At 72.0% G+C, this 16,864-nt stretch carries 15 protein-coding genes; 4 read left to right on the top strand and 11 right to left on the bottom strand.

Features of this window, described 5'->3' with window-relative positions:
* Positions 1-26: 26 nt before the first annotated feature.
* From AB0E94_RS16575 to AB0E94_RS16560, 4 genes are all read right to left on the bottom strand, one after another.
* The gene (locus AB0E94_RS16575; protein WP_360326931.1) at positions 27-2,561 is read right to left on the bottom strand and encodes a lipopolysaccharide biosynthesis protein; all 2,535 of its coding nucleotides are present in this window, start codon (positions 2,559-2,561) and stop codon (positions 27-29) included.
* Positions 2,562-2,746: 185 nt separating this feature from the next.
* A complete protein-coding gene (locus tag AB0E94_RS16570; RefSeq protein WP_360326929.1) occupies positions 2,747-3,838 on the bottom strand; it encodes a magnesium and cobalt transport protein CorA in 1,092 nt (363 codons plus the stop codon).
* A 59-nt stretch (positions 3,839-3,897) separates the two neighbouring features.
* Positions 3,898-4,635, bottom strand: a complete 738-nt coding sequence (locus tag AB0E94_RS16565; protein ID WP_360326928.1) for an ABC transporter permease — start codon at positions 4,633-4,635, stop codon at positions 3,898-3,900.
* Positions 4,632-5,549 carry an ATP-binding cassette domain-containing protein gene (locus tag AB0E94_RS16560; protein WP_360326926.1) on the bottom strand — a complete coding sequence of 306 codons (918 nt, stop codon included), beginning with the start codon at positions 5,547-5,549 and terminating at the stop codon, positions 4,632-4,634. The genes AB0E94_RS16565 and AB0E94_RS16560 overlap by 4 nt, the downstream gene beginning before the upstream one ends.
* Before the next feature lie 61 nt (positions 5,550-5,610).
* Here AB0E94_RS16560 and AB0E94_RS16555 point away from each other — a divergent pair, with 61 nt between their 5' ends.
* Complete coding sequence (locus tag AB0E94_RS16555; protein ID WP_360326924.1) at positions 5,611-6,564, top strand: YafY family protein; 954 nt, start codon at positions 5,611-5,613, stop codon at positions 6,562-6,564.
* 122 nt (positions 6,565-6,686) lie between these two features.
* Here the strand turns inward: AB0E94_RS16555 and AB0E94_RS16550 are convergent, their stop codons facing one another.
* The 4 genes from AB0E94_RS16550 to AB0E94_RS16535 all read right to left on the bottom strand — a co-directional run bounded on the left by AB0E94_RS16550 (position 6,687) and on the right by AB0E94_RS16535 (position 9,448).
* The gene (locus tag AB0E94_RS16550; RefSeq protein ID WP_360326922.1) at positions 6,687-7,736 is read right to left on the bottom strand and encodes a hypothetical protein; all 1,050 of its coding nucleotides are present in this window, start codon (positions 7,734-7,736) and stop codon (positions 6,687-6,689) included.
* On the bottom strand, positions 7,733-8,338 hold the full coding sequence (locus AB0E94_RS16545; protein ID WP_360326921.1) for an RNA polymerase sigma factor: 606 nt from the start codon (positions 8,336-8,338) through the stop codon (positions 7,733-7,735). Before AB0E94_RS16545 ends, AB0E94_RS16550 begins: the two co-directional genes overlap by 4 nt.
* 65 nt (positions 8,339-8,403) lie before the next feature.
* Complete coding sequence (locus AB0E94_RS16540; RefSeq protein ID WP_360326919.1) at positions 8,404-8,910, bottom strand: GNAT family N-acetyltransferase; 507 nt, start codon at positions 8,908-8,910, stop codon at positions 8,404-8,406.
* Positions 8,885-9,448, bottom strand: coding sequence for a GNAT family N-acetyltransferase (locus AB0E94_RS16535; RefSeq protein ID WP_360326917.1), 564 nt, complete (start codon positions 9,446-9,448; stop codon positions 8,885-8,887). The genes AB0E94_RS16540 and AB0E94_RS16535 overlap by 26 nt, the downstream gene beginning before the upstream one ends.
* 25 nt (positions 9,449-9,473) lie before the next feature.
* On the opposite strand from AB0E94_RS16535, the gene AB0E94_RS16530 reads away from it, so the two are divergent.
* Positions 9,474-10,880, top strand: a complete 1,407-nt coding sequence (locus tag AB0E94_RS16530; RefSeq protein ID WP_360326916.1) for a family 20 glycosylhydrolase — start codon at positions 9,474-9,476, stop codon at positions 10,878-10,880.
* On the opposite strand, the gene AB0E94_RS16525 is transcribed toward AB0E94_RS16530, so the two are convergent.
* A complete protein-coding gene (locus AB0E94_RS16525; protein ID WP_360326915.1) occupies positions 10,843-12,117 on the bottom strand; it encodes a cytochrome P450 in 1,275 nt (424 codons plus the stop codon). The genes AB0E94_RS16530 and AB0E94_RS16525 overlap by 38 nt on opposite strands.
* A gap of 91 nt (positions 12,118-12,208) precedes the next feature.
* On the opposite strand from AB0E94_RS16525, the gene AB0E94_RS16520 reads away from it, so the two are divergent.
* Both AB0E94_RS16520 and AB0E94_RS16515 read left to right on the top strand, forming a co-directional pair.
* Positions 12,209-14,524 carry a M48 family metalloprotease gene (locus AB0E94_RS16520; protein ID WP_360326913.1) on the top strand — a complete coding sequence of 772 codons (2,316 nt, stop codon included), beginning with the start codon at positions 12,209-12,211 and terminating at the stop codon, positions 14,522-14,524.
* Between the two features lie 213 nt (positions 14,525-14,737).
* Complete coding sequence (locus tag AB0E94_RS16515; RefSeq protein ID WP_360326911.1) at positions 14,738-15,172, top strand: hypothetical protein; 435 nt, start codon at positions 14,738-14,740, stop codon at positions 15,170-15,172.
* Between the two features lie 40 nt (positions 15,173-15,212).
* Here the strand turns inward: AB0E94_RS16515 and AB0E94_RS16510 are convergent, their stop codons facing one another.
* The gene (locus tag AB0E94_RS16510) at positions 15,213-16,103 is read right to left on the bottom strand and encodes a hypothetical protein (protein ID WP_360326910.1); all 891 of its coding nucleotides are present in this window, start codon (positions 16,101-16,103) and stop codon (positions 15,213-15,215) included.
* 13 nt (positions 16,104-16,116) lie between these two features.
* Complete coding sequence (locus AB0E94_RS16505; protein WP_360326909.1) at positions 16,117-16,731, bottom strand: hypothetical protein; 615 nt, start codon at positions 16,729-16,731, stop codon at positions 16,117-16,119.
* Between the last annotated feature and the right edge of the window lie 133 nt (positions 16,732-16,864).

Here is a 16,864-nt window from a genome sequence, read left to right as displayed (position 1 = left end):
GATCGCTGATCGATCTTTAATGCATTTCAGCGACGCGCCATGATCAATCCGGCCGGGTCGGTGCAGACCAGTTCCAGCGCCCGGGCGACGAGCGCCGGGTGGTAGGTGCTGGCGTGGAACGTCGCCTCCAGGTGCAGGACGCCGTTCATCTCGCTGGTGGTCAGTGTGATCCCCTCCGGGCCGTTGAGCGTCGGCACGCTCTGGTTGACCCGCCCGGCCGCCTCGACCGCCCACGGCAGGTCACCGAGCATGTCGTGCCGGCCCTGGTTGCTGAAGGTGAGCCGGGGCCGCGCCTCGGCCGCGATCTCGGTCGGGAACGGGTCGGGCATGCCGGGCGCGCCGGTCAGCAGGATCTTGCCCTCGCGCAGCAGCATCATGGTCAGGATCCGGCCGGTGGCCAGCTCCGCCTTCAGCGTCTGGTGGATGGCGAGCGGGTCGGTCAGGCTCGGCGGCGTCAGGTACGGGCCCATGCAGAAGTTGCTGTCGATGCTGACGCCCTCGCCCAGGTACCGGCGGGCGTCAGCCAGGAACGTGCCGCCCCGCAGGTCCGGGTCGAGCCCGAGTTCGATCAGCGCCGAGGTGAACGCCGCGAAGGTGATGGCCGAGGTGGTGACGCCCGGCGCGTACTGGTCACGCCAGGTCCGCATCTGGCCGAGCACCTGGCTGGACCGGGCCGTCGTCACGGTCAGGTTCGCCTGCCACGGGCGGGACGGGCCCTCCTCGGTGTGCGGCGGCCGGGCGAAGCTCAGCCCCTCCTTCCACCGGGCGGGCTGCCTGCCGAACTGCTTCCACCAGGCCTTCGGCAGCGCGGTCCGGTGCCGCCTGGACGGCGCGATCCGGGCCGCACGACCCTCGTACGCCGCCTGGACCAGCTCGTGGACCAGCGTGTTTACCGGGCCGGCGTCGCCGTACGCGTGCGACACCTTGAGCGCGAAGTATCCGCCGCCGACCAGGATCCGTACCGGGTGGTCGGCCCGTGGCTCGGCCTGGAGCTCCCGGGTCATCGCGTCGAAGTCGACCGGGCCGGGGCCGAGATCGGTGACCGCCTCCCGTACCCAGCCGGCGAACGATCCGGCGTCCATGTGCTGCCAGCGGGCGCCGGACCGGTCCAGCCGGGACACCGCGCGGTGGGTGGGGTCGGCGGCGTGCAGGCCGATCAGCGCGTTGCGGACCCGGGCCGCGTCGACACCGGTGAGCGGGCCGACGGTGCGGATGTACTCCAGCGGGAGCCAGGCGCGTTCGTGCAGGGTCAGGCTGGTGGTGGACATGACGTTGACTCCCTCTGCTACCGCGGACATGTCGGCGACCGGCGCGAAGACGACCTTCAGCACCGTCGGGGCGACCAGCACCGTCTCGACGGCCATCACGACGGCCACCGCGGTGACCAGGTCGTTCAGATCGCCGTGGGTGCCGGCCCACCAGGCGGCCAGCAACTCGGCGATGCCCGCGAAGACCGAGAAGATCCCCGCGCCGCGCAGACGGTTCTGCACCCGGGAGATGGCCAGGAAGAAGTGGTGGAAGACGAACGGGACGTACGTCAGCGACAGGATGGCGAGCGCCTGGCCCGCCGACTTCGCGTAGCCCGCGCCGAACAGGCCCATGATCTGCTCGGACAGCAGGAACACCAGGAGCGACGCCGGAAGGCCGCCACCGAGGCAGATCAGCAGGCCGACGCGGACCTTGCCGCGCAGCGCGCTCTTGTCGCCGGCGGTCACCGCGAAGAGCGTCAGGGCCACGTTGCCCGGCACCATCGCCATGAACGACAGCACCATGAACGCCGTGTAGAACGCCGCGTTGGCCTCGGCCGACAGGGTCGCCGTGACGATCAGCGGCAGCGCGGCCCGGGGCAGGTAGGTGGCCAGGTTCAGCAGATTGTGGTCGAAGGTGGCCCGGCCGCGGCCACGCATCAGGGCCGGCCGGGGCCGCAGCGAGTCGATCATGCCGCGGCGGCGCAGCACCCGGAACAGGATCGCCGTCGACGCGACGATGCCGGCCACCCAGGTCAGCAGCAGCACGGTGCCGGTCAGCGCCAGGCCGGGCACGACCGCCACCAGGCCGAGCAGCACCAGTTTGATCAGCGAGAACCAGGCGTTGCGCATCAACTGGAGCGGGCCTTGCAGGAGGCCGACCATGGCCTCGTCGAGAACCAGCGTCATCGCGTTCAGAGCGATGCCGATCACCAGCAGGACGGTGCCCAGACTGCCGCCCAGGGCGTCCTGGAGGCCCGGCGCCCACAGGTGCGCGGCCAGCACGTAGAACAGTCCGCCCGCGGTGGCCGCGGTTCCCGCGGTCAGCAGGCAGGTGGAGATCAGGTCCCATTTGCCGCGGGCGACGGCCGGCAGCTCGGAGATGAGCATGGTGCCCATGCCGAACATGCCGATCGTGCCGATCAGCGTCATCGCCGACACCGCGGCGGACGCCTGGCCGACCGCGGCCTGCGGGGCCAGGTGGGCCGCGACCCACCAGTAGGCGAACCCGAACGCGGAGGTGACGAGAGTCGTCGCCATCAGCGATCCGGCGTTGAGGAACAGGTCGACGTGGCCCTTGAGAGCCGTGAACATTCCGTGCCGTGCGTGCCGTGGCAAGGCTTCGGTTGCCGTCACGCTGATCCCCCCAATGATCGACTCAGTTACGGAACTTAGTAACTCGCCGTGTTCATTGGTAGGGCGATACGCGTGGCTTCGGCCGTCCGTCTGGCCTGCAAAACGACCGAATCGGCGGACTTTGGGCTAGTGACTCTGGGTAACTAGAGCCAGCCGGACTTCTTCAGACGGTGATATACGCCGCCGCCGATCAGTGACATCGCCGCGATCGAGGCATAGAAGCCGTACGGCGAGTCCAGCCCCGGCATCTCCTCGAAGTTCATCCCGAAGATCCCGGCGATGACGGTCGGCACCGCGGCGATGGCCGCCCACGAGGCGATCTTGCGCATGTCGTGGTTCTGATCGACCGACACCTGCGCGAGCCGGGCCTGGAGGATCGAGTTGAGCAGGTCGTCGAAGCTGCCGACCCGGTCCACGGCCCGCGCCAGCCGGCCGCGCACGTCCTCCAGATACGGCCGCAGCCCGGCCGGCAGCTCCGGCGACCTGATCAGCGCCGACAGCGGCTCGGACAGCGGCAGCACCGCCCGCTTGAACTCCACCATCTCCCGTTTGAGCTGGTAGATGTGGGCGAACTCGGAGGTGCGGACGGAGGCGAAGGTCTCCTCCTCGATGCGTTCCAGATCCCGTTCCACGTGCTCGGCCACGTCCAGGTAGCTGTCCACCATCCGGCTGCCCACCGCGTACGCCACCGACCACGGGCCCTGGCGCAGCACCTCGGGCCGGCTCTGCAGCTCGTTGCGCACCGCCCAGAGCGGGCCGACCGGGCCGTGCCGCACGGTGATCGCGAACCACGGGCCGATCAGCACCGTCACGTCCCCGGTCTCCACCACCTCGGAGGTGGCGGTCAGGCGGTCGTGCTCGACGTAGCGGGCGGTCCGCAGCACCAGGCGCGTCACGTCGCCCAGCGCCTGCACCCCGGGCCGGTGCCCGCCCGAGACAGCCTGATCGACCAGGAGGTCGTGCAGGCCGAACACTTCGGCTACCGGGCGCATGGTGGCCAGGTCCGGCTCGTGCAGGCCGAGCCAGACGAACGCGCCGCGGCGCCGCCGGGCCAGCCGGGCCGCGTCGGCGAACGGAACCTGCGCCGCGCCGCCGTGCCGTAGCCCACCGGCGTAGACCGCGCAGTCGACGATGGCGTCCGGATTGCCGGGCCGCGGCGCCGCCCCACCGTCGGGCCGCCGGGTGATGGTGCCCAGGAACTCCTGGAACACCCCGGGAATCAGTCGGCGTCGCATCGGCCCGCCACCTTCCACCTCGCCATGAGCTGCGAGGGACAAGGTAGCGGGCCGGTGCCTCAGTCGGAGCGCTGCATCGCCCGGACGCCGACGGTCAGACCCAGCGCGCCGACCAGCGCCGCCGCGATCAGTCCGGCCAGCGTCTGCCGGGTCCACACGTCGCCGTTGAACAGCGCTCGTTCGGCGTCCACCACGTACGTCATCGGGTTGATCTTCGAAAGGGTCTTGAGCCAGCCCGGCCCGTTGTCCAGCGGCAGCAGCACCCCGGCCAGCAGGAGCAGCGGGAACAGCAGCGTCTGCTGCACGGTCCAGAACAGCCACTCCTTGTTCTTCGAGGCCAGAGCCAGGGTGTACGACAGCGCGCCGAGCCCGATGCAGAAGCCGGCCAGGATCGCCACCCCGAGCAACGCCCCGCCGAGATGCAGCTCGAAGCCGAACGGGATGCAGACGACCACGATCAGGACGGCCTGCGCCAGCATCGGGACGATCTCCTTGAGCGCCCGGCCGATCAGCAGCGCGGGCCGGCGCAGCGGGGTGACCAGCATCCGTTCGTGCGAGCCGGTCTGGATCTCGTAGAGCAGGTTGGAACCCGTCATCGAGGAGCCGAAGAGACAGGACATGACGATGATCCCGGGTACGAACCACTGCAGCGACTCGTCACCGGGCAGCAGTGGCGCGAACAGCCCGAGGAAGAACAGCGGCTGGATCATCGAGAAGATCACGGAGAACGGGTCGCGGACCACCGGCCGCAGCTCGCGGCTGAAGACGACCCGGGTGTCGGTGACGAGAGAGGTCATGATCGTGCCCCCACGAGGGTGTTCGCTTCTTCGCGCAGACTGCGCCCGGTCAGGGTGAGGAAGACGTCGTCCAGGGTCGGGCGGATGACCTCGATCGACACCGGGTGGAAGGAGGCCAGCTCGGCGGCGAGCCGCGGCCCGTCCTCGGTGGTGATCCGGACGAGAGCGCCGTCCGCGGTCCCGCCCGGCACGAGCGCGGCCTGGTCGGCGGACTCGAAGCCCAGGATCACCCGATCGCCGACATGCTTGGCCTTCAGCTGCTGCGGGGTGTCGTCGGCGATGATCCGCCCGTGGTCGATGACCACCACCCGCTCGGCCATCGAGTCGGCCTCGTCGAGGTAGTGCGTGGTCAGCACGATCGTGGTGCCGTGCTCGGCGCGCAGCCGCAGGATGTGCTCCTGGAGGTTGGCCCGGTTCTGCGGGTCCAGCCCGGTCGACGGCTCGTCGAGGAAGAGCAGCTCCGGCGCGTGGATCAGGCCCATGGCGATGTCCAGGCGGCGGCGCTGGCCGCCGGAGAGGGTGGAGACGGTACGGTTCGCGACCTCGCCCAGCCCGAGGGAGTCGATCAGCTCGTCGGCGCGTTTGCGGGCGGCTGGGACCTTCATCCCGTACGCCCGGCCCTGGCTGATCAGCTCGTCCCGGCCGCGCTGACTGTGCCCGGCGCCGTTGCCCTGTCCGATGTAGCCGATCCGCAGGCGTACCTCCCGCTGCTGCCGGGCCACGTCGAAGCCGGCCACCCGGGCGCTGCCGCTGGTCGGCGGGATGAGGGTGGTGAGCATCCGCAGCGTGGTCGACTTGCCGGCGCCGTTGGGCCCGAGCAGCGCCACCAGCTCACCCCGGGCCACCGCCAGATCGATGCCGTCGACGGCGCGGACGTCCTTGAACCGCTTCGTCAGCTCTCGCGTCTCAATCATGCTTCGACGCTACGATTCACTGCGGCCACTTTCTGACCGCAATGAAAGAGAGTCTGGAGCCATGGCGAACACGAGTGCACGGATGCTGCGGCTGCTGTCGCTGCTCCAGACCCACCGTTACTGGCCGGGCTCCGAGCTCGCCGACCGTCTCGAGGTCAGCGCCCGGACGCTGCGGCGTGACGTGGACCGGCTCCGTGAGCTGGGCTACCCGGTCGACGCCGCCCGCGGTGTGGCGGGCGGCTACCAGTTGCAGGCCGGGGCGGCGATGCCGCCGCTGCTGCTCGACGACGAGGAGGCGGTGGCCATCGCGGTGGGCCTGCACAGCGCCGCGGCGGGCGCGGTCGCCGGCTTCGAGGAGACCTCGGTACGGGCGCTCGCCAAGGTGATCCAGCTGCTCCCGCCCCGGTTGCGCCGCCGGATCGACGCGCTCCAGGCGGTCACCACCCCCGGTGTGTTCGGCGGTGGCCCGGTGCTCGACGCGCTCACCCTGACCACCCTCGCGATGGCCTGCCGGGGCGAGGAGCGGCTGCGGTTCGATTACGCGCCCCGGGAGGGCGAGGCCGCGCGCCGGCACGTGGAGCCGCACCGGCTGGTCTCGCTCGGCCGCCGCTGGTATCTGGTGGCCTGGGATCTGGAGCGTGGCGACTGGCGCAGTTTCCGGGTCGACCGGCTGTCCGCCCCGCAGCCGACCGGCGCCCGGTTCCGCCCGCGGGAGCTGCCCGGCGGCGATCCGGTCGAGTGGCTGCGCTCCCGGATGCGGACCATCCCGAACCGATACGAGGTGTCGGTGGTGATCCAGGCCGACGGGGCGACGGTCCGCGGTTTCGTCGGCAACTGGGGCTGGGTCGAGGACCTGCCGGAGGGCGGCTGCCGGCTGCGGATGAACGTCGACGACCTGGGCTGGCCGGTGATGGTGCTCGGGGTGCTGGCCGCGCCTTTCACCGTGGAGTCGCCCGGCGAGCTGCGTGATCTGGCCCGGCGCGCGGGGGAGAACCTGGTCCGCCACGCGGCTTGAGCTCGGCCAGGCCTGTTTGGACGGACCGGCGCCCCCGTGGCGCCGGTCCGCAGGGAAGAACCTACTGACGGGGTACGACAAATTTCTGTCACGTTTAAGTGCAGGCTTATATAAAAGTCCGCTCAGCCGCGGCGCACGGATTCCGTCAGTTGCAGAACCTGGTCCGGGGTGAACGTTCGCGGGGTGATCACCCGGACGCTCGAGCGGTCGGCGAGCCGCACCTGCGCCATCCAGAAGTCCCGGCACTGGAACAGGTCGGCCCGGCGGCCCTGCACGGTGACCTTCGAGGCCTTCTCCAGGCCCTCGACCTCGGCGGCCCGGAAGAGCGGCTCCGATTTCGGCGTCCACTGCACCTGGAAGTCGATCTCCGGGCGGGCCGGATCGCGGTACATCAGGATGCTCTCGTCCTTGAAGGCGGCCAGCTCCCAGCCGTCCGGGATCAGGCCGACGGTCACCTCGAAATGCAGCCGCTGCGGTTTGTCCTGGACTTTTCCGGCCAGCCCGAGCACAGCTTCCGGGGTGCCATGACGTCCCTGGCCGGTCAGCCGCAGCCACACCCCGTCGCGGTGTTCCCAGACCAGCGTGAGCGGCGGCTTGCCGTTGTCGGCGGTGCCCGGGAACGGCAGCAGACGGCCGGGACGTCCGTCGATCTCGACATCGGTCGACTCGTCACCGGGGCCGGGAACGGAGTCGGCCTCGGTGGCCCGGCTGAGATAGACGTCGCTGTAGTCGTCGGCCAGGTAGATCGCGATGATCGGGCCGTCCGGGTCGGCGGTGAACCGCGCCTCACCCAGGCCGGGAATCGTGTACGGGAAACCGGGCGCGGTGGCCGCCACCAGACGGATTCCACTCGCGGTGGGCGGGGCGCCGGTGGGTGACCCGCTGGGCACGGCGGTCGGGGCGGCGCTGGCCGCCACATCCGGGCCGGCGTCGGGGCGGGCGTCGGGACGGGCATCCGGGCGGGGGGCCGCCACCACGGCGACGGCCACCACGGCGGCCAGGCCGACCCCGGCCAGCATCGGGCCGCGGCGGAACAGGGCCGGTCGCCGGCGCGGGGCGGGTGTGGCGGGGTCCATGGCCGCCAGCAGCCGGGCCCGCGCCGCGGCCAGCACCGGGTCCGGGACGGGCGGGGCGTCCGGGCCGTACCTGTCGAGCAGTTCCAGGTCGTTCATCTCCCCACCTCCGGTGGGTCGGGCACGGCACGAGAGCCGGGCGCGGCGGACGGGTCGAACGTGATCGCGGGTTCGAGGGCGGCGCGGGTCACCTTGCGGGCCCGGTTGATGCGGGAGCGGACGGTGCCCACCGGGATGTCCAGGGTCGCGGCGATCTCGGCGTACGACAGCTGGGCATAGGCCAGGAGCAGCAGCGCGTCGCGGTCGCCCGGCTTGAGCTTCGCCAGCGCCGCGGCCAGGTCGGCGCGCAGTGCGGCGGCGTCCACCCGGTCGTCGGCCCGGTCGTCGTCGTGCGGGGCGGCCTGCTCCCGCGCGACCCGGGCCAGTGCCCGGTACCGTCGTTCCTCCTGCCGGACGTGCCGGTGCAGGACGTTGGTGGCGATGCCGAACAGCCAGGGCCGTACCTCCAGGCCCTGTGGCTGGTAGGCGGCGCGTCTGCGGAAGGCGATCAGGAACGTCTCGGCGAGCAGGTCGTCCGCGGGCGTCCCGATCCGGCGGGCCAGGTAGCGATGGATCGCCACCGCGTGCCGGTCGAAGAGCGGCGCGAACTGTTCCGGTTCCCGCATCGACTCCCGGATCAGCACATCGTCGGCGAGGTGCATCGGATGCGAGCGTAGGTCGTTCACACCCGTTGATGCCCGAACCGGCCGATCCGGTTCACGAGAGCTCAGATCGGCCGGGAGAAACGCCAGGACCAGGCGTTGTCGGCCTCGGTGGAGCCGTAGGTGCGGCGCCGCTCGACCTTCCGGAAACCGCGCGCCTCGTAGAACGGGATGCCCAGCTCGTTGCCGTCCAGCGCGGCCACCCACATCTCGGTGGCGCCCAGCTCGCGCAACTGCCCGGTGATCCGGTCCAGCAGCAGGGTGCCCAGCCCGCGGCCACGCTCGTCCGGGTCGAGGTAGAGCACGAACAGCTCGCCCGTGCCGGGTGCGGTGAGACCGCCGCCGGCCGCGCCCAGGACCCGCCCGTCCTCCTCGACGACCTGGTAGCCCAGCCAGCCCGGCAGCGCCGCCGGCACCTCTTTGGACACCCGCTCCAGGTGGTAGAACTCGGCGATCATCCGCTCGATGAACTCGCTGCTCAGCAGGGCCGGATAGGTCCGCCGATAGCCGCGTGCGCAGATGTCCACGATCGCCGCGGCGTCCTCGTCACGAGCCGCTCGTACCACTGCCATTCGCCGAGGATAGGCCGCGCTGGCGGATGTGGTCGTCGTGCCACTCGGAGCCGACCAGGAACCGTTTCACCCCGACGATCTCGAAGCCGTGCTTGGCGTAGAACCTCGCGGCCCGCTCGTTGCGCTGGTTGACGCCGAGCCAGCAGCTCGCGGCCCCGGTCCCGGCGGCGGAGCTCAGCGTCGCGGTCATCAGCGCGGCCGCCGCCCCGGTGCCGTGCCGCTCCGGCGCCAGATAGAACTTGCTCAGCTCGATGCTGGTGGCCTCGTCGACCACGGCGGCCACGTCCGGGTCGGCGATCGGGTCACTGACCAGCATGGAGTAGCCGGTCGGCTGGTCGTCGACGGAGACGATCGCCAGGATGCGGGCCGGGTCGGCGAGGTAGCCGGCGAAACTCGCGACCGACAGGTTCGTCGCGATGAACGCGTCGATGTCGGCCTGTTCGGTCCCCGGCGGGCAGGCCAGGCCGAATGTCCGTGCGGCCAGGTCGTGCAGGGCCGCTTCGTCACCCGAGCGGGCAAGACGTGTGATGGTCGTCATAGCCTTACTGTTTACAATCTTCAGAGTGAGCGATCGGATGCAGCGACTCGGCGATGTTATCCCTCGACCGGCTTCGGTGCGGCCGGTCCCGGCCGCATCGTTCACGATCATTTCCGGGGGTACGGCGGTGAGCGCGCCGCCCGCACTGGAGGCGGTCGCCGCGCACCTGGACCTGCCACTGGCCGCCGACGGCGCGATCACTCTCGCGCTGGACGATTCGCTCGCCGCCGAGGCGTACCGCCTGGAGATCACCGCGACTGGCGTGACCCTCACCGGCGGCGCCGCGCCGGGTGTCTTCTGGGGTGTCCAGACGCTGCGCCAGCTCGGCCCGGAGCTGCCCGGCGGTGTCATCGAGGACCAGCCGCGTTACGCCTACCGCGGCGCGATGCTCGACCTGGCCCGGCACTTCTTCACCGCCGCCGAGATCAGGGCGCACGTCGACCTGCTGGTCCAGTTCAAGATCAATTACCTGCACCTGCACCTCACCGACGACCAGGGCTGGCGGCTGGAGATCCCCGGCTGGCCCCGGCTCACCGAGGTCAGCGGCGGCGCCGGCACCGGAGTCGACGGGGCCGGGCCCGGCTTCCTGACCCTCGCCGAGTACAGCGACGTCGTCACCTACGCGGCCGAGCGGTTCGTCACGATCGTCCCCGAGATCGACATGCCCGGCCACGTCAACGCGGTGCACGTCGCCTACCCGGAGCTCACCGCCGACGGGCAGCCGGTCGCGCCGCGCACCGACGCCGAGGTCGGGTACTCCTCGCTGGTCGCGGGCCGGGAGGAGACGTACGCCTTCGTCGAGACCGTGCTCAAGACGGTCGCCGGTGTCACCCCCGGCCCCTACCTGCACATCGGCGGCGACGAGTGCCTGTCCACGCCGCCCGGTGACTACCGCACGTTCCTCGACCGGGTGCTGCCGATCCCGGGCCGGTTCGGCAAGAGCGTGATCGGCTGGCACGAGATCGCCGCCGTCGACCTGCCCGAGGACGCGGTCGTCCAGTACTGGCGGATCGAGGCTGCCGACGACGCCGTGGCCCGCGCCGCCGCCGGTGGCCGCCGGGTGATCGTGTCCCCGGCCGACCGCACCTACCTCGACATGAAGTACGACGCCGGCACCCCGCTCGGGCTCGACTGGGCCGGCCACCTCAGCGTCGAGCGCGCCTACGACTGGGACCCGGCCGAACGCCTGCCCGGAGTCGGCGAGGAAGCCATCCTCGGCGTCGAGGCGCCGCTCTGGTCGGAGACCCTGCGCAGCGTCGACGACGTGCGCTATCTCACTTTCCCGCGGCTGCCCGCGATCGCCGAGGTGGCCTGGTCACCGCGGGACGGCCGGGACTGGGCGTCGTTCCGGGAGCGGCTGGCCGCCTTCGGGCCTCGCTGGACCGCGGCCGGGATCAGCTTCCACCGCTCACCGGAGATCGACTGGCACTGACCGCGGCCTCCGGCGACCAGATCCGCGGGCGCTCCGGCACGACCAGGCGGATCCGGTCCCTCGGCAGCGCCGGGATCCGGGACAGGTCGATCGTGGTGTCCTGCGGTGGCAGGTAGTGGTCCAGCTCGGCGAGCCGGCGGGACAGGGTGCCCAGCAGCGCGACGGTGATCTTCTCGCCCGGGCAGCGGTGGCCGGTCCGCGGATCGCCGCCACCCTGCGGGATCAGGTCGAACTCGCCGATCTCCCGGCCCAGGAACCGGTCCGGGTCGAAGCGGTACGGGTCGGTCCACAGCTCCGGATCGTGGTTCTGCCCGTAGACGTCGAGCAGCACCAGCGCCCCGGCCGGGATCGGCTCGCCGCGGAAGAACATGTCCCGGGTCGCCCGGCCGGCCACGAACGGCGCGAACGGGTAGAACCGCCGCACCTCGTGCGTGAACGCCAGCGTGTAGTCGTCGTCGCCGGCCCGCATCCGGGACTGGTGCCGCGGCCACATGTCCATGGCGTGCGCCGCGAACGCGACGAACCAGGACACGGCGATCGCCGGGCGCAGGATGTTCAGCAGCTCGACGGCGGCGACCCGCGGATCCAGGAGCCGTCCGTCGTCGCTGTGGTGCGCCACGATCGACAACGGGCTCGTGGTGCGGGGCTTCGCGCGTACCGCCGAAATGATCTTTGAAAGCCGGCGCTCCTGCGCCTGCCTCGCCACCAGGGCCCGCGCGGCGCGCGGACCGGCCGTCGCGAAACCGTCCACCATCGCGACGCAATCCCGGGCCAGGGTCAAGATCTCACGATCCTCCTGGGGTACGCCCACCCAGCGCGAAACCGCACGCGCGATGATCCGCGCCGACTGGTCGAACAGGCGCACCGGCGGCCCGCCCCGCCAGACGTCCGCTGCCGCGTCGAACTCCTCCCCGGCGATCTTGGCGAGCCGGTCGACCCCGTCGCCCGTCAGCAGCGACGTGAAGAGGGTCTTCCGCCGCCGGTGAGCCGCGCCGTCCAGGGTGTGCACCGCGCCCGCGCCGAGCAGCGTGTGTACCACGAGACCGGGCAGTGCCGTGTGCCGTTCCAGATTCCCGTCCGCGTAGAAGAGCCGGGTCGCGGCGGCGCCACAGATGCCCACCGCCGGTTGCCCCAGCACCCGGGTCCGCACCGGCCCGCCACCCGCCCGGCGGCGGAGATCCGGCAGCCACGCGTACCCCTTCAGGGCGACGGCCAGTGTCTGATCGAGGTCAGCCATAGCGGTCCTATTACCCACAGGACAGACACGAAACGGTTACGCACGGTTTTGGCCCTAGTCTGGGTGGCCCACCGGGCGGGAGGAGCGCGGCTTGAGCAAGGGTGCACCAGGGGCGGGGCGGTCAGCCGCCGCGCTGGCCGGGTTCCTCGTCGTCGCCGGAGCACAGCTCGCCGTCGTGCTGCTCGCCCTCTGGGCGGTGCTGTCGCTGCTGCCCGGCGTGCTCGCCGTGCGGATCGGAGTGCCGCTCAGCCTGGCCACCTTCGGGACCCTGGCCTACGCGACCTGGCGCGCCCTGCACAGCCGGCACCGCACCCCCGCCGGCGTGGCGGTCGCCCGTGACCAGGCGCCCCGCCTCTGGGAGCTGATCGACGGCGCCGCCGCAGCGGCCGGAGTCACCGCCCCGGCCGGGGTGACGGTCGTCGCCGACGCCACCGTGGCCCTCGGCGAGCGCACCCGGCTGCTCGGTGTCCTGGGCGGGCGCCGCGACCTCTACCTGGGACTGCCGCTGCTCCAGGCGCTCGAACCGGACCGGCTCACCGCGATCGTCACCCACGAGCTGGCCCACGGGTCGACGGCGCTCGGGCGGTGGGCGCCGCTCGCCTACCGCGGCCGGGTCGCGGTCGGCCGGGCCATGCCACGGATCTCCAGGCGCGGGCCGGCCGCGATCGTGCTGCGGGCCTACGCCGGGTTCTACCGGCGGATGGACGCGCCGTTCAGCCGGGCCCAGGAGCTGGCCGCCGACCGGATCGCGGCGGCTCACGCCGGGACCGCGGCGACCATCGCGGCGCTGCGTGACCTGCCGGCGCTGGCCGGGATGCAGAGGCTGTTCCACGCCGAATACGTGGGGCCCGGATGGCAGGCCGGATTCGTGCCCGACGACGTGTTCGGCGGGCTGCTGCGGGTGCTGGCGGCCCGGACCACCGAGATGACCATGCTGCGGGCCCGCGACCCGGAGCCGACCGGCCCGTGGGACACCCACCCACCCCTGGCCGAGCGGATCGCCGCCCTCTCCGCTGCGGCCCCTGCCACGGCTTCGTCCGCCGCGGCGGCCTCCTCCGGTTCCGCCGCCTCTTCCGGGTCCGCTTCAGCCCCGTCTTTCGGCGGCGGGACGGCCGGGCCGACTCCGGCGTCAGAGGTGTTCGCGGAGGGTGCTGGTTTGCCTTCAGCGGCTGCCGGGGTGTCCGGGGCTGCTTCGGAGGGCGCCGGTTCGTCTTCCGCGGCTGCCGGGCCGGCCGCCGGTTCGCCTTCCTCGGACGCCGGGCCGCCTGCCGGGGCGGATCCGGCGGGCGCCGGGCCCGTTGCCGGGGCGGGTCCGGCTGAGCGGAAGCCGGTTGAGGATCTGGTGCCCGATCTGCCGGCGCTCGGACGGGCGTTGCAGGCCGTCGCCTTCCCGCCTCGGGGACGAAACGTGGTGAGCTGGGACGAATGCCTCAGTGTGGCACGGACGTCCGAGATGGAACGGGAAGCGGAGGCCGCCCTGGCGGCGATCTCCCGGGCCGTCGGCAGCCCGGTTCCGGACGCCGGTGAGCTGCTCACGATCGCGGCCGACGGGCGGCTCCGGGCGGCCGCCGAGGCGGTCTTCCCGGAGGCGCCGCCGGAGGAGACCTCGTCCCGGATCGTCGAGCTGCTCGGGCTGATGCTGGCCCTCGCCGCGCTGCGCAGCGGGGTGGCCCGGTGGCGGCACAGCTGGACCGGCGCGGCCGAGGTGACCGGCGCCGACGGGACCTACCTCGACCTGGCCGAGCTGGCGGCCGCGGCGGCCGACCCGGAGACCACCGAGGCGGTCCGGGCCTACCTGACCGAGGCGGGCGTGGACCTTGCGGCGGCGGCGTCCCGGCCGGGCTCGGCGCGGGCCCAGGTCCTCGGTGGACTGATCAACCTGTCGGCCGACGGGGCGCGTACCGATGTGCTGATCACCGACCTCGGGCTGCTCCTGGTGCCGGGGCTGCCGCGGGGGCGCGGGCCGGAGTCGAAACGGCGGCTGACCAGGATCGCGGCCGACGGCGTTCCGGTCGGCGGGATGGCGGCGCCGGCCGGTGCAGCGCCCACATCGACCGGTGGAGCGCCCACATCGACCGGTGGAGCGCCCACATCGACCGGTGGGGCGCCGGCGCCGGCCGGTGGAGTGCCCGCGCCGGCCGACGGGACGAGCGCGCCGGCCGCACCGGGAGGGGAGCCAGCTGCTCCTCCCGCGGGTGACGGCCTTGCGCTGCCCGGTGGGGGACGGTTCGTCCCGTTCGCCGATGTCGTCGGAGTCGCCACATTGTCCGGTCGGCGCAAAGGCTGGACGCTCGGCATGCGGGCCGGTGGGGAGCTGAGCCTGCGATCCGCCATCGATACCGATGAACTTCCGGGCGGATGGGCGGCCTGGGAGGAGGCGGTGACGTTCCTCGCCGGGACCCGATGAGGTGATCGGCTGAACCCCTCGGTGACCATCTCCGTACCCGAAAGTGACCGCAGTCGCGTGTGCGACGAAGGAGTAACCCTTTTGTCACCTTGGGTCACAATGGCCTCAGCGGTTGTTCGCTTCACGGGTGTCCGGAATGGGTAGCAGAGTCCCGGGCCGAGCGAGACGATCGCCGGGCGATGCGGGGGAGGGGCCGTCATGGAACGAGGGCCGTTGGCGCTCTTCGGAGCCATACTCGCGGTCGGTCTCGGGCCGGCCCTGTGGCTCGGCGCCCAGCTCGGCGCGGTCAATCTCGCCCCGGGTCAGCGTCCGGCGCCGGTCGACGAGCAGTTCCCCGGCGCGGACATGGACTTCGGCGGGGCCGGCGCGGGCGAGATGCCTGACGACGAGCCGCTGAACACGTACACGTACACCCCGTTGACCTCGGCCGTCTCGCCGTCCGCGGCCAAGCCGTCGCCGGTGGCCACCAGCGTCTCCGTCCTGCCCGTGCCGCCGTCGCCGCCGCGCCCGTCGTCACCGTCGGCTTCGCCCTCGACGTCGGCGAAGCCGTCCGGCTCACCGTCCACGAGCGACTCGGCGTCGCCGTCCGCGCAGCCCAGCGGGTCGGTCTCGGCGTCGGCCGTGGCCCCGGATCCGGATCGCGGATGACCGAAGGGGGAGCCGCCGGCTCCCCCTTCGCCACTGATCGTCAGAGACCGAGCAGGCGGTCCAGGATGTCGCGGTAGCTGCGCAGCTCGACCCGCAGGGCCTCGGTGTCGTCGGTGCCCTTCGCGAACGAGCCCTTGTGGTCGCGCACGGCGGAGGACAGCTTGTCCACCGCCTCGTCGACCAGGCCGGCCGCGTCGGCGGTCGCGCCCTTCGGGTCGTCGACGAAACGGAGCTGCACGTCACGCCAGCGGTCGCGCAGCGGCTGGGTGTCGGCGGCCGGGAAGAACGGCAGCGGGCCGGACGCGGCCGGCGTCTCTGCGGGCGCCACCACGGGCGTCGCCGCGGGCTCGGCCGCCGATGCCACCACGGGATCCGGCGTCGGGTCGGTCTCGTCGATCGTGTCCGCCTTGTCCTTCACCGGCTCCGGCTCGGCCGGGTCGAAGCCCGCGCCGGAGTCCGTCAGGTCCGAGCCGGTCTTCTTGAAATCGGCATCGGTGTCCGGGTCGGCGTCCTTGAACTCCACGTCCTCCGTGGAGTCGGAGTCCTTCTTGGAGTCGAGCTTGGAGTCGAGGTCGGCGTCCTTCAGGTGCGGGTCGTCGACGGTGTCGCGGTCGTCCGGCGTCGAGTCGACTGTGGCGTCGTCCGGCCGTACTCCATCGTCGGTCTCCTTGAAGTTGATCTTGTCGTCGGAGTCCGGGAGCTTGTGCTTCGGGGCGGTGTCGTCGGGCAGCGAGTGCTTCGGCGCCGGGTCGGTGCCGTCGCTGAACGCCACGGTCCGGTCCGGGTCGTCCGCGGACGCGCTCGTCGCGGTGTCGTGCTGCCAGGGCGAACCGGGCCGCTGCTGCGGGACCGGCGCGGTGGCGTCGGGGTCGTCGTGGTGGTCCTTCTTGTCGTCGACGTTGTCCTGGGCCTCGTTGGAGAAGAAGCGCATCGTCGGTGCCTCCTCAGCGGCTGGGTTCGGTGGTGGTGTCGGGGCGGGTGGTGGTGTCCTCGGCGGCCGGCCGCGGCGCCGGGGTGGTGTGCGCGACCGGGTTCTCGCCGAGCAGATCGGCGAAGAGGGCGCGGTAGTGCACGAGCGCCTGGCGCAGGTCCTCGGTCTCGGCCTGGCCGTCCCGGCTGCGCCGGCTGATGTCGTGCGCCGAGCGGTAGTGCTCCAGGGTGGCGGCGTGCTCCACGGACAGGTCGGCGAGCCGCTCGTCGTAGTCGCCGGTCGGGTATCCCCGCTCGGCGATCAGCCGGGTGACCAGCTCGTCGGCGGTCGAGACCGCCTCCTGCGGGTCGTCGACGAACCGGATCTGGACCTCTTCCCAGGCCGCCGAGTAACGCGTGCGGGACTCGGGTGAGAGGGGCTTGAGCTCGAGCTGCGCGTGCCGCTTGGTGCGCTCGAGCAGCTCCTTCTCCGCTTCGCTGCGGTTGCCGGTGTCGGCGACCACACGGTCGTACTCGGGGCCGAAGGTCTGCCGGAGCCGGCGACGGCGTGCGGCCTGGACACCGACCACGATCGCGGCCAGCACCAGTAGGACGACGACGATCAGGACGATGGTGGCGGTGGCGGACATCAGGTTCCTCCTTCTTCCGCCCCTGTATTCCCATCCGGCACCACGCGCCAATCCCGTCCGCGCGAATAACGCGCACCAGGGTCGTAATCGGGCAGTGCGCGGGCACACAGTGTCGTAAGACCGACGATCGGTG

This window comes from Actinoplanes sp. NPDC026670 (genome assembly GCF_040638175.1).
GTDB lineage: Bacteria > Actinomycetota > Actinomycetes > Mycobacteriales > Micromonosporaceae > Actinoplanes.
Note: the sequence above shows the minus strand (reverse complement) of the source record. Positions and strands in the feature narration are given on the sequence as shown.

What these genes read in the sequence shown, in the direction of transcription:
- AB0E94_RS16560 (WP_360326926.1), bottom strand. Translation starts at nt 5,549, where the DNA reads ATGATTGAGACGCGAGAGCTGACGAAGCGGTTCAAGGACGTCCGCGCC.
- AB0E94_RS16565 (WP_360326928.1), bottom strand. Translation starts at nt 4,635, where the DNA reads ATGACCTCTCTCGTCACCGACACCCGGGTCGTCTTCAGCCGCGAGCTG.
- AB0E94_RS16575 (WP_360326931.1), bottom strand. Translation starts at nt 2,561, where the DNA reads ATGTTCACGGCTCTCAAGGGCCACGTCGACCTGTTCCTCAACGCCGGA.
- AB0E94_RS16555 (WP_360326924.1), top strand. Translation starts at nt 5,611, where the DNA reads ATGGCGAACACGAGTGCACGGATGCTGCGGCTGCTGTCGCTGCTCCAG.
- AB0E94_RS16510 (WP_360326910.1), bottom strand. Translation starts at nt 16,103, where the DNA reads ATGCGCTTCTTCTCCAACGAGGCCCAGGACAACGTCGACGACAAGAAG.
- AB0E94_RS16550 (WP_360326922.1), bottom strand. Translation starts at nt 7,736, where the DNA reads ATGAACGACCTGGAACTGCTCGACAGGTACGGCCCGGACGCCCCGCCC.
- AB0E94_RS16540 (WP_360326919.1), bottom strand. Translation starts at nt 8,910, where the DNA reads ATGGCAGTGGTACGAGCGGCTCGTGACGAGGACGCCGCGGCGATCGTG.
- AB0E94_RS16505 (WP_360326909.1), bottom strand. Translation starts at nt 16,731, where the DNA reads ATGTCCGCCACCGCCACCATCGTCCTGATCGTCGTCGTCCTACTGGTG.
- AB0E94_RS16525 (WP_360326915.1), bottom strand. Translation starts at nt 12,117, where the DNA reads ATGGCTGACCTCGATCAGACACTGGCCGTCGCCCTGAAGGGGTACGCG.
- AB0E94_RS16570 (WP_360326929.1), bottom strand. Translation starts at nt 3,838, where the DNA reads ATGCGACGCCGACTGATTCCCGGGGTGTTCCAGGAGTTCCTGGGCACC.
- AB0E94_RS16545 (WP_360326921.1), bottom strand. Translation starts at nt 8,338, where the DNA reads ATGCACCTCGCCGACGATGTGCTGATCCGGGAGTCGATGCGGGAACCG.
- AB0E94_RS16535 (WP_360326917.1), bottom strand. Translation starts at nt 9,448, where the DNA reads ATGACGACCATCACACGTCTTGCCCGCTCGGGTGACGAAGCGGCCCTG.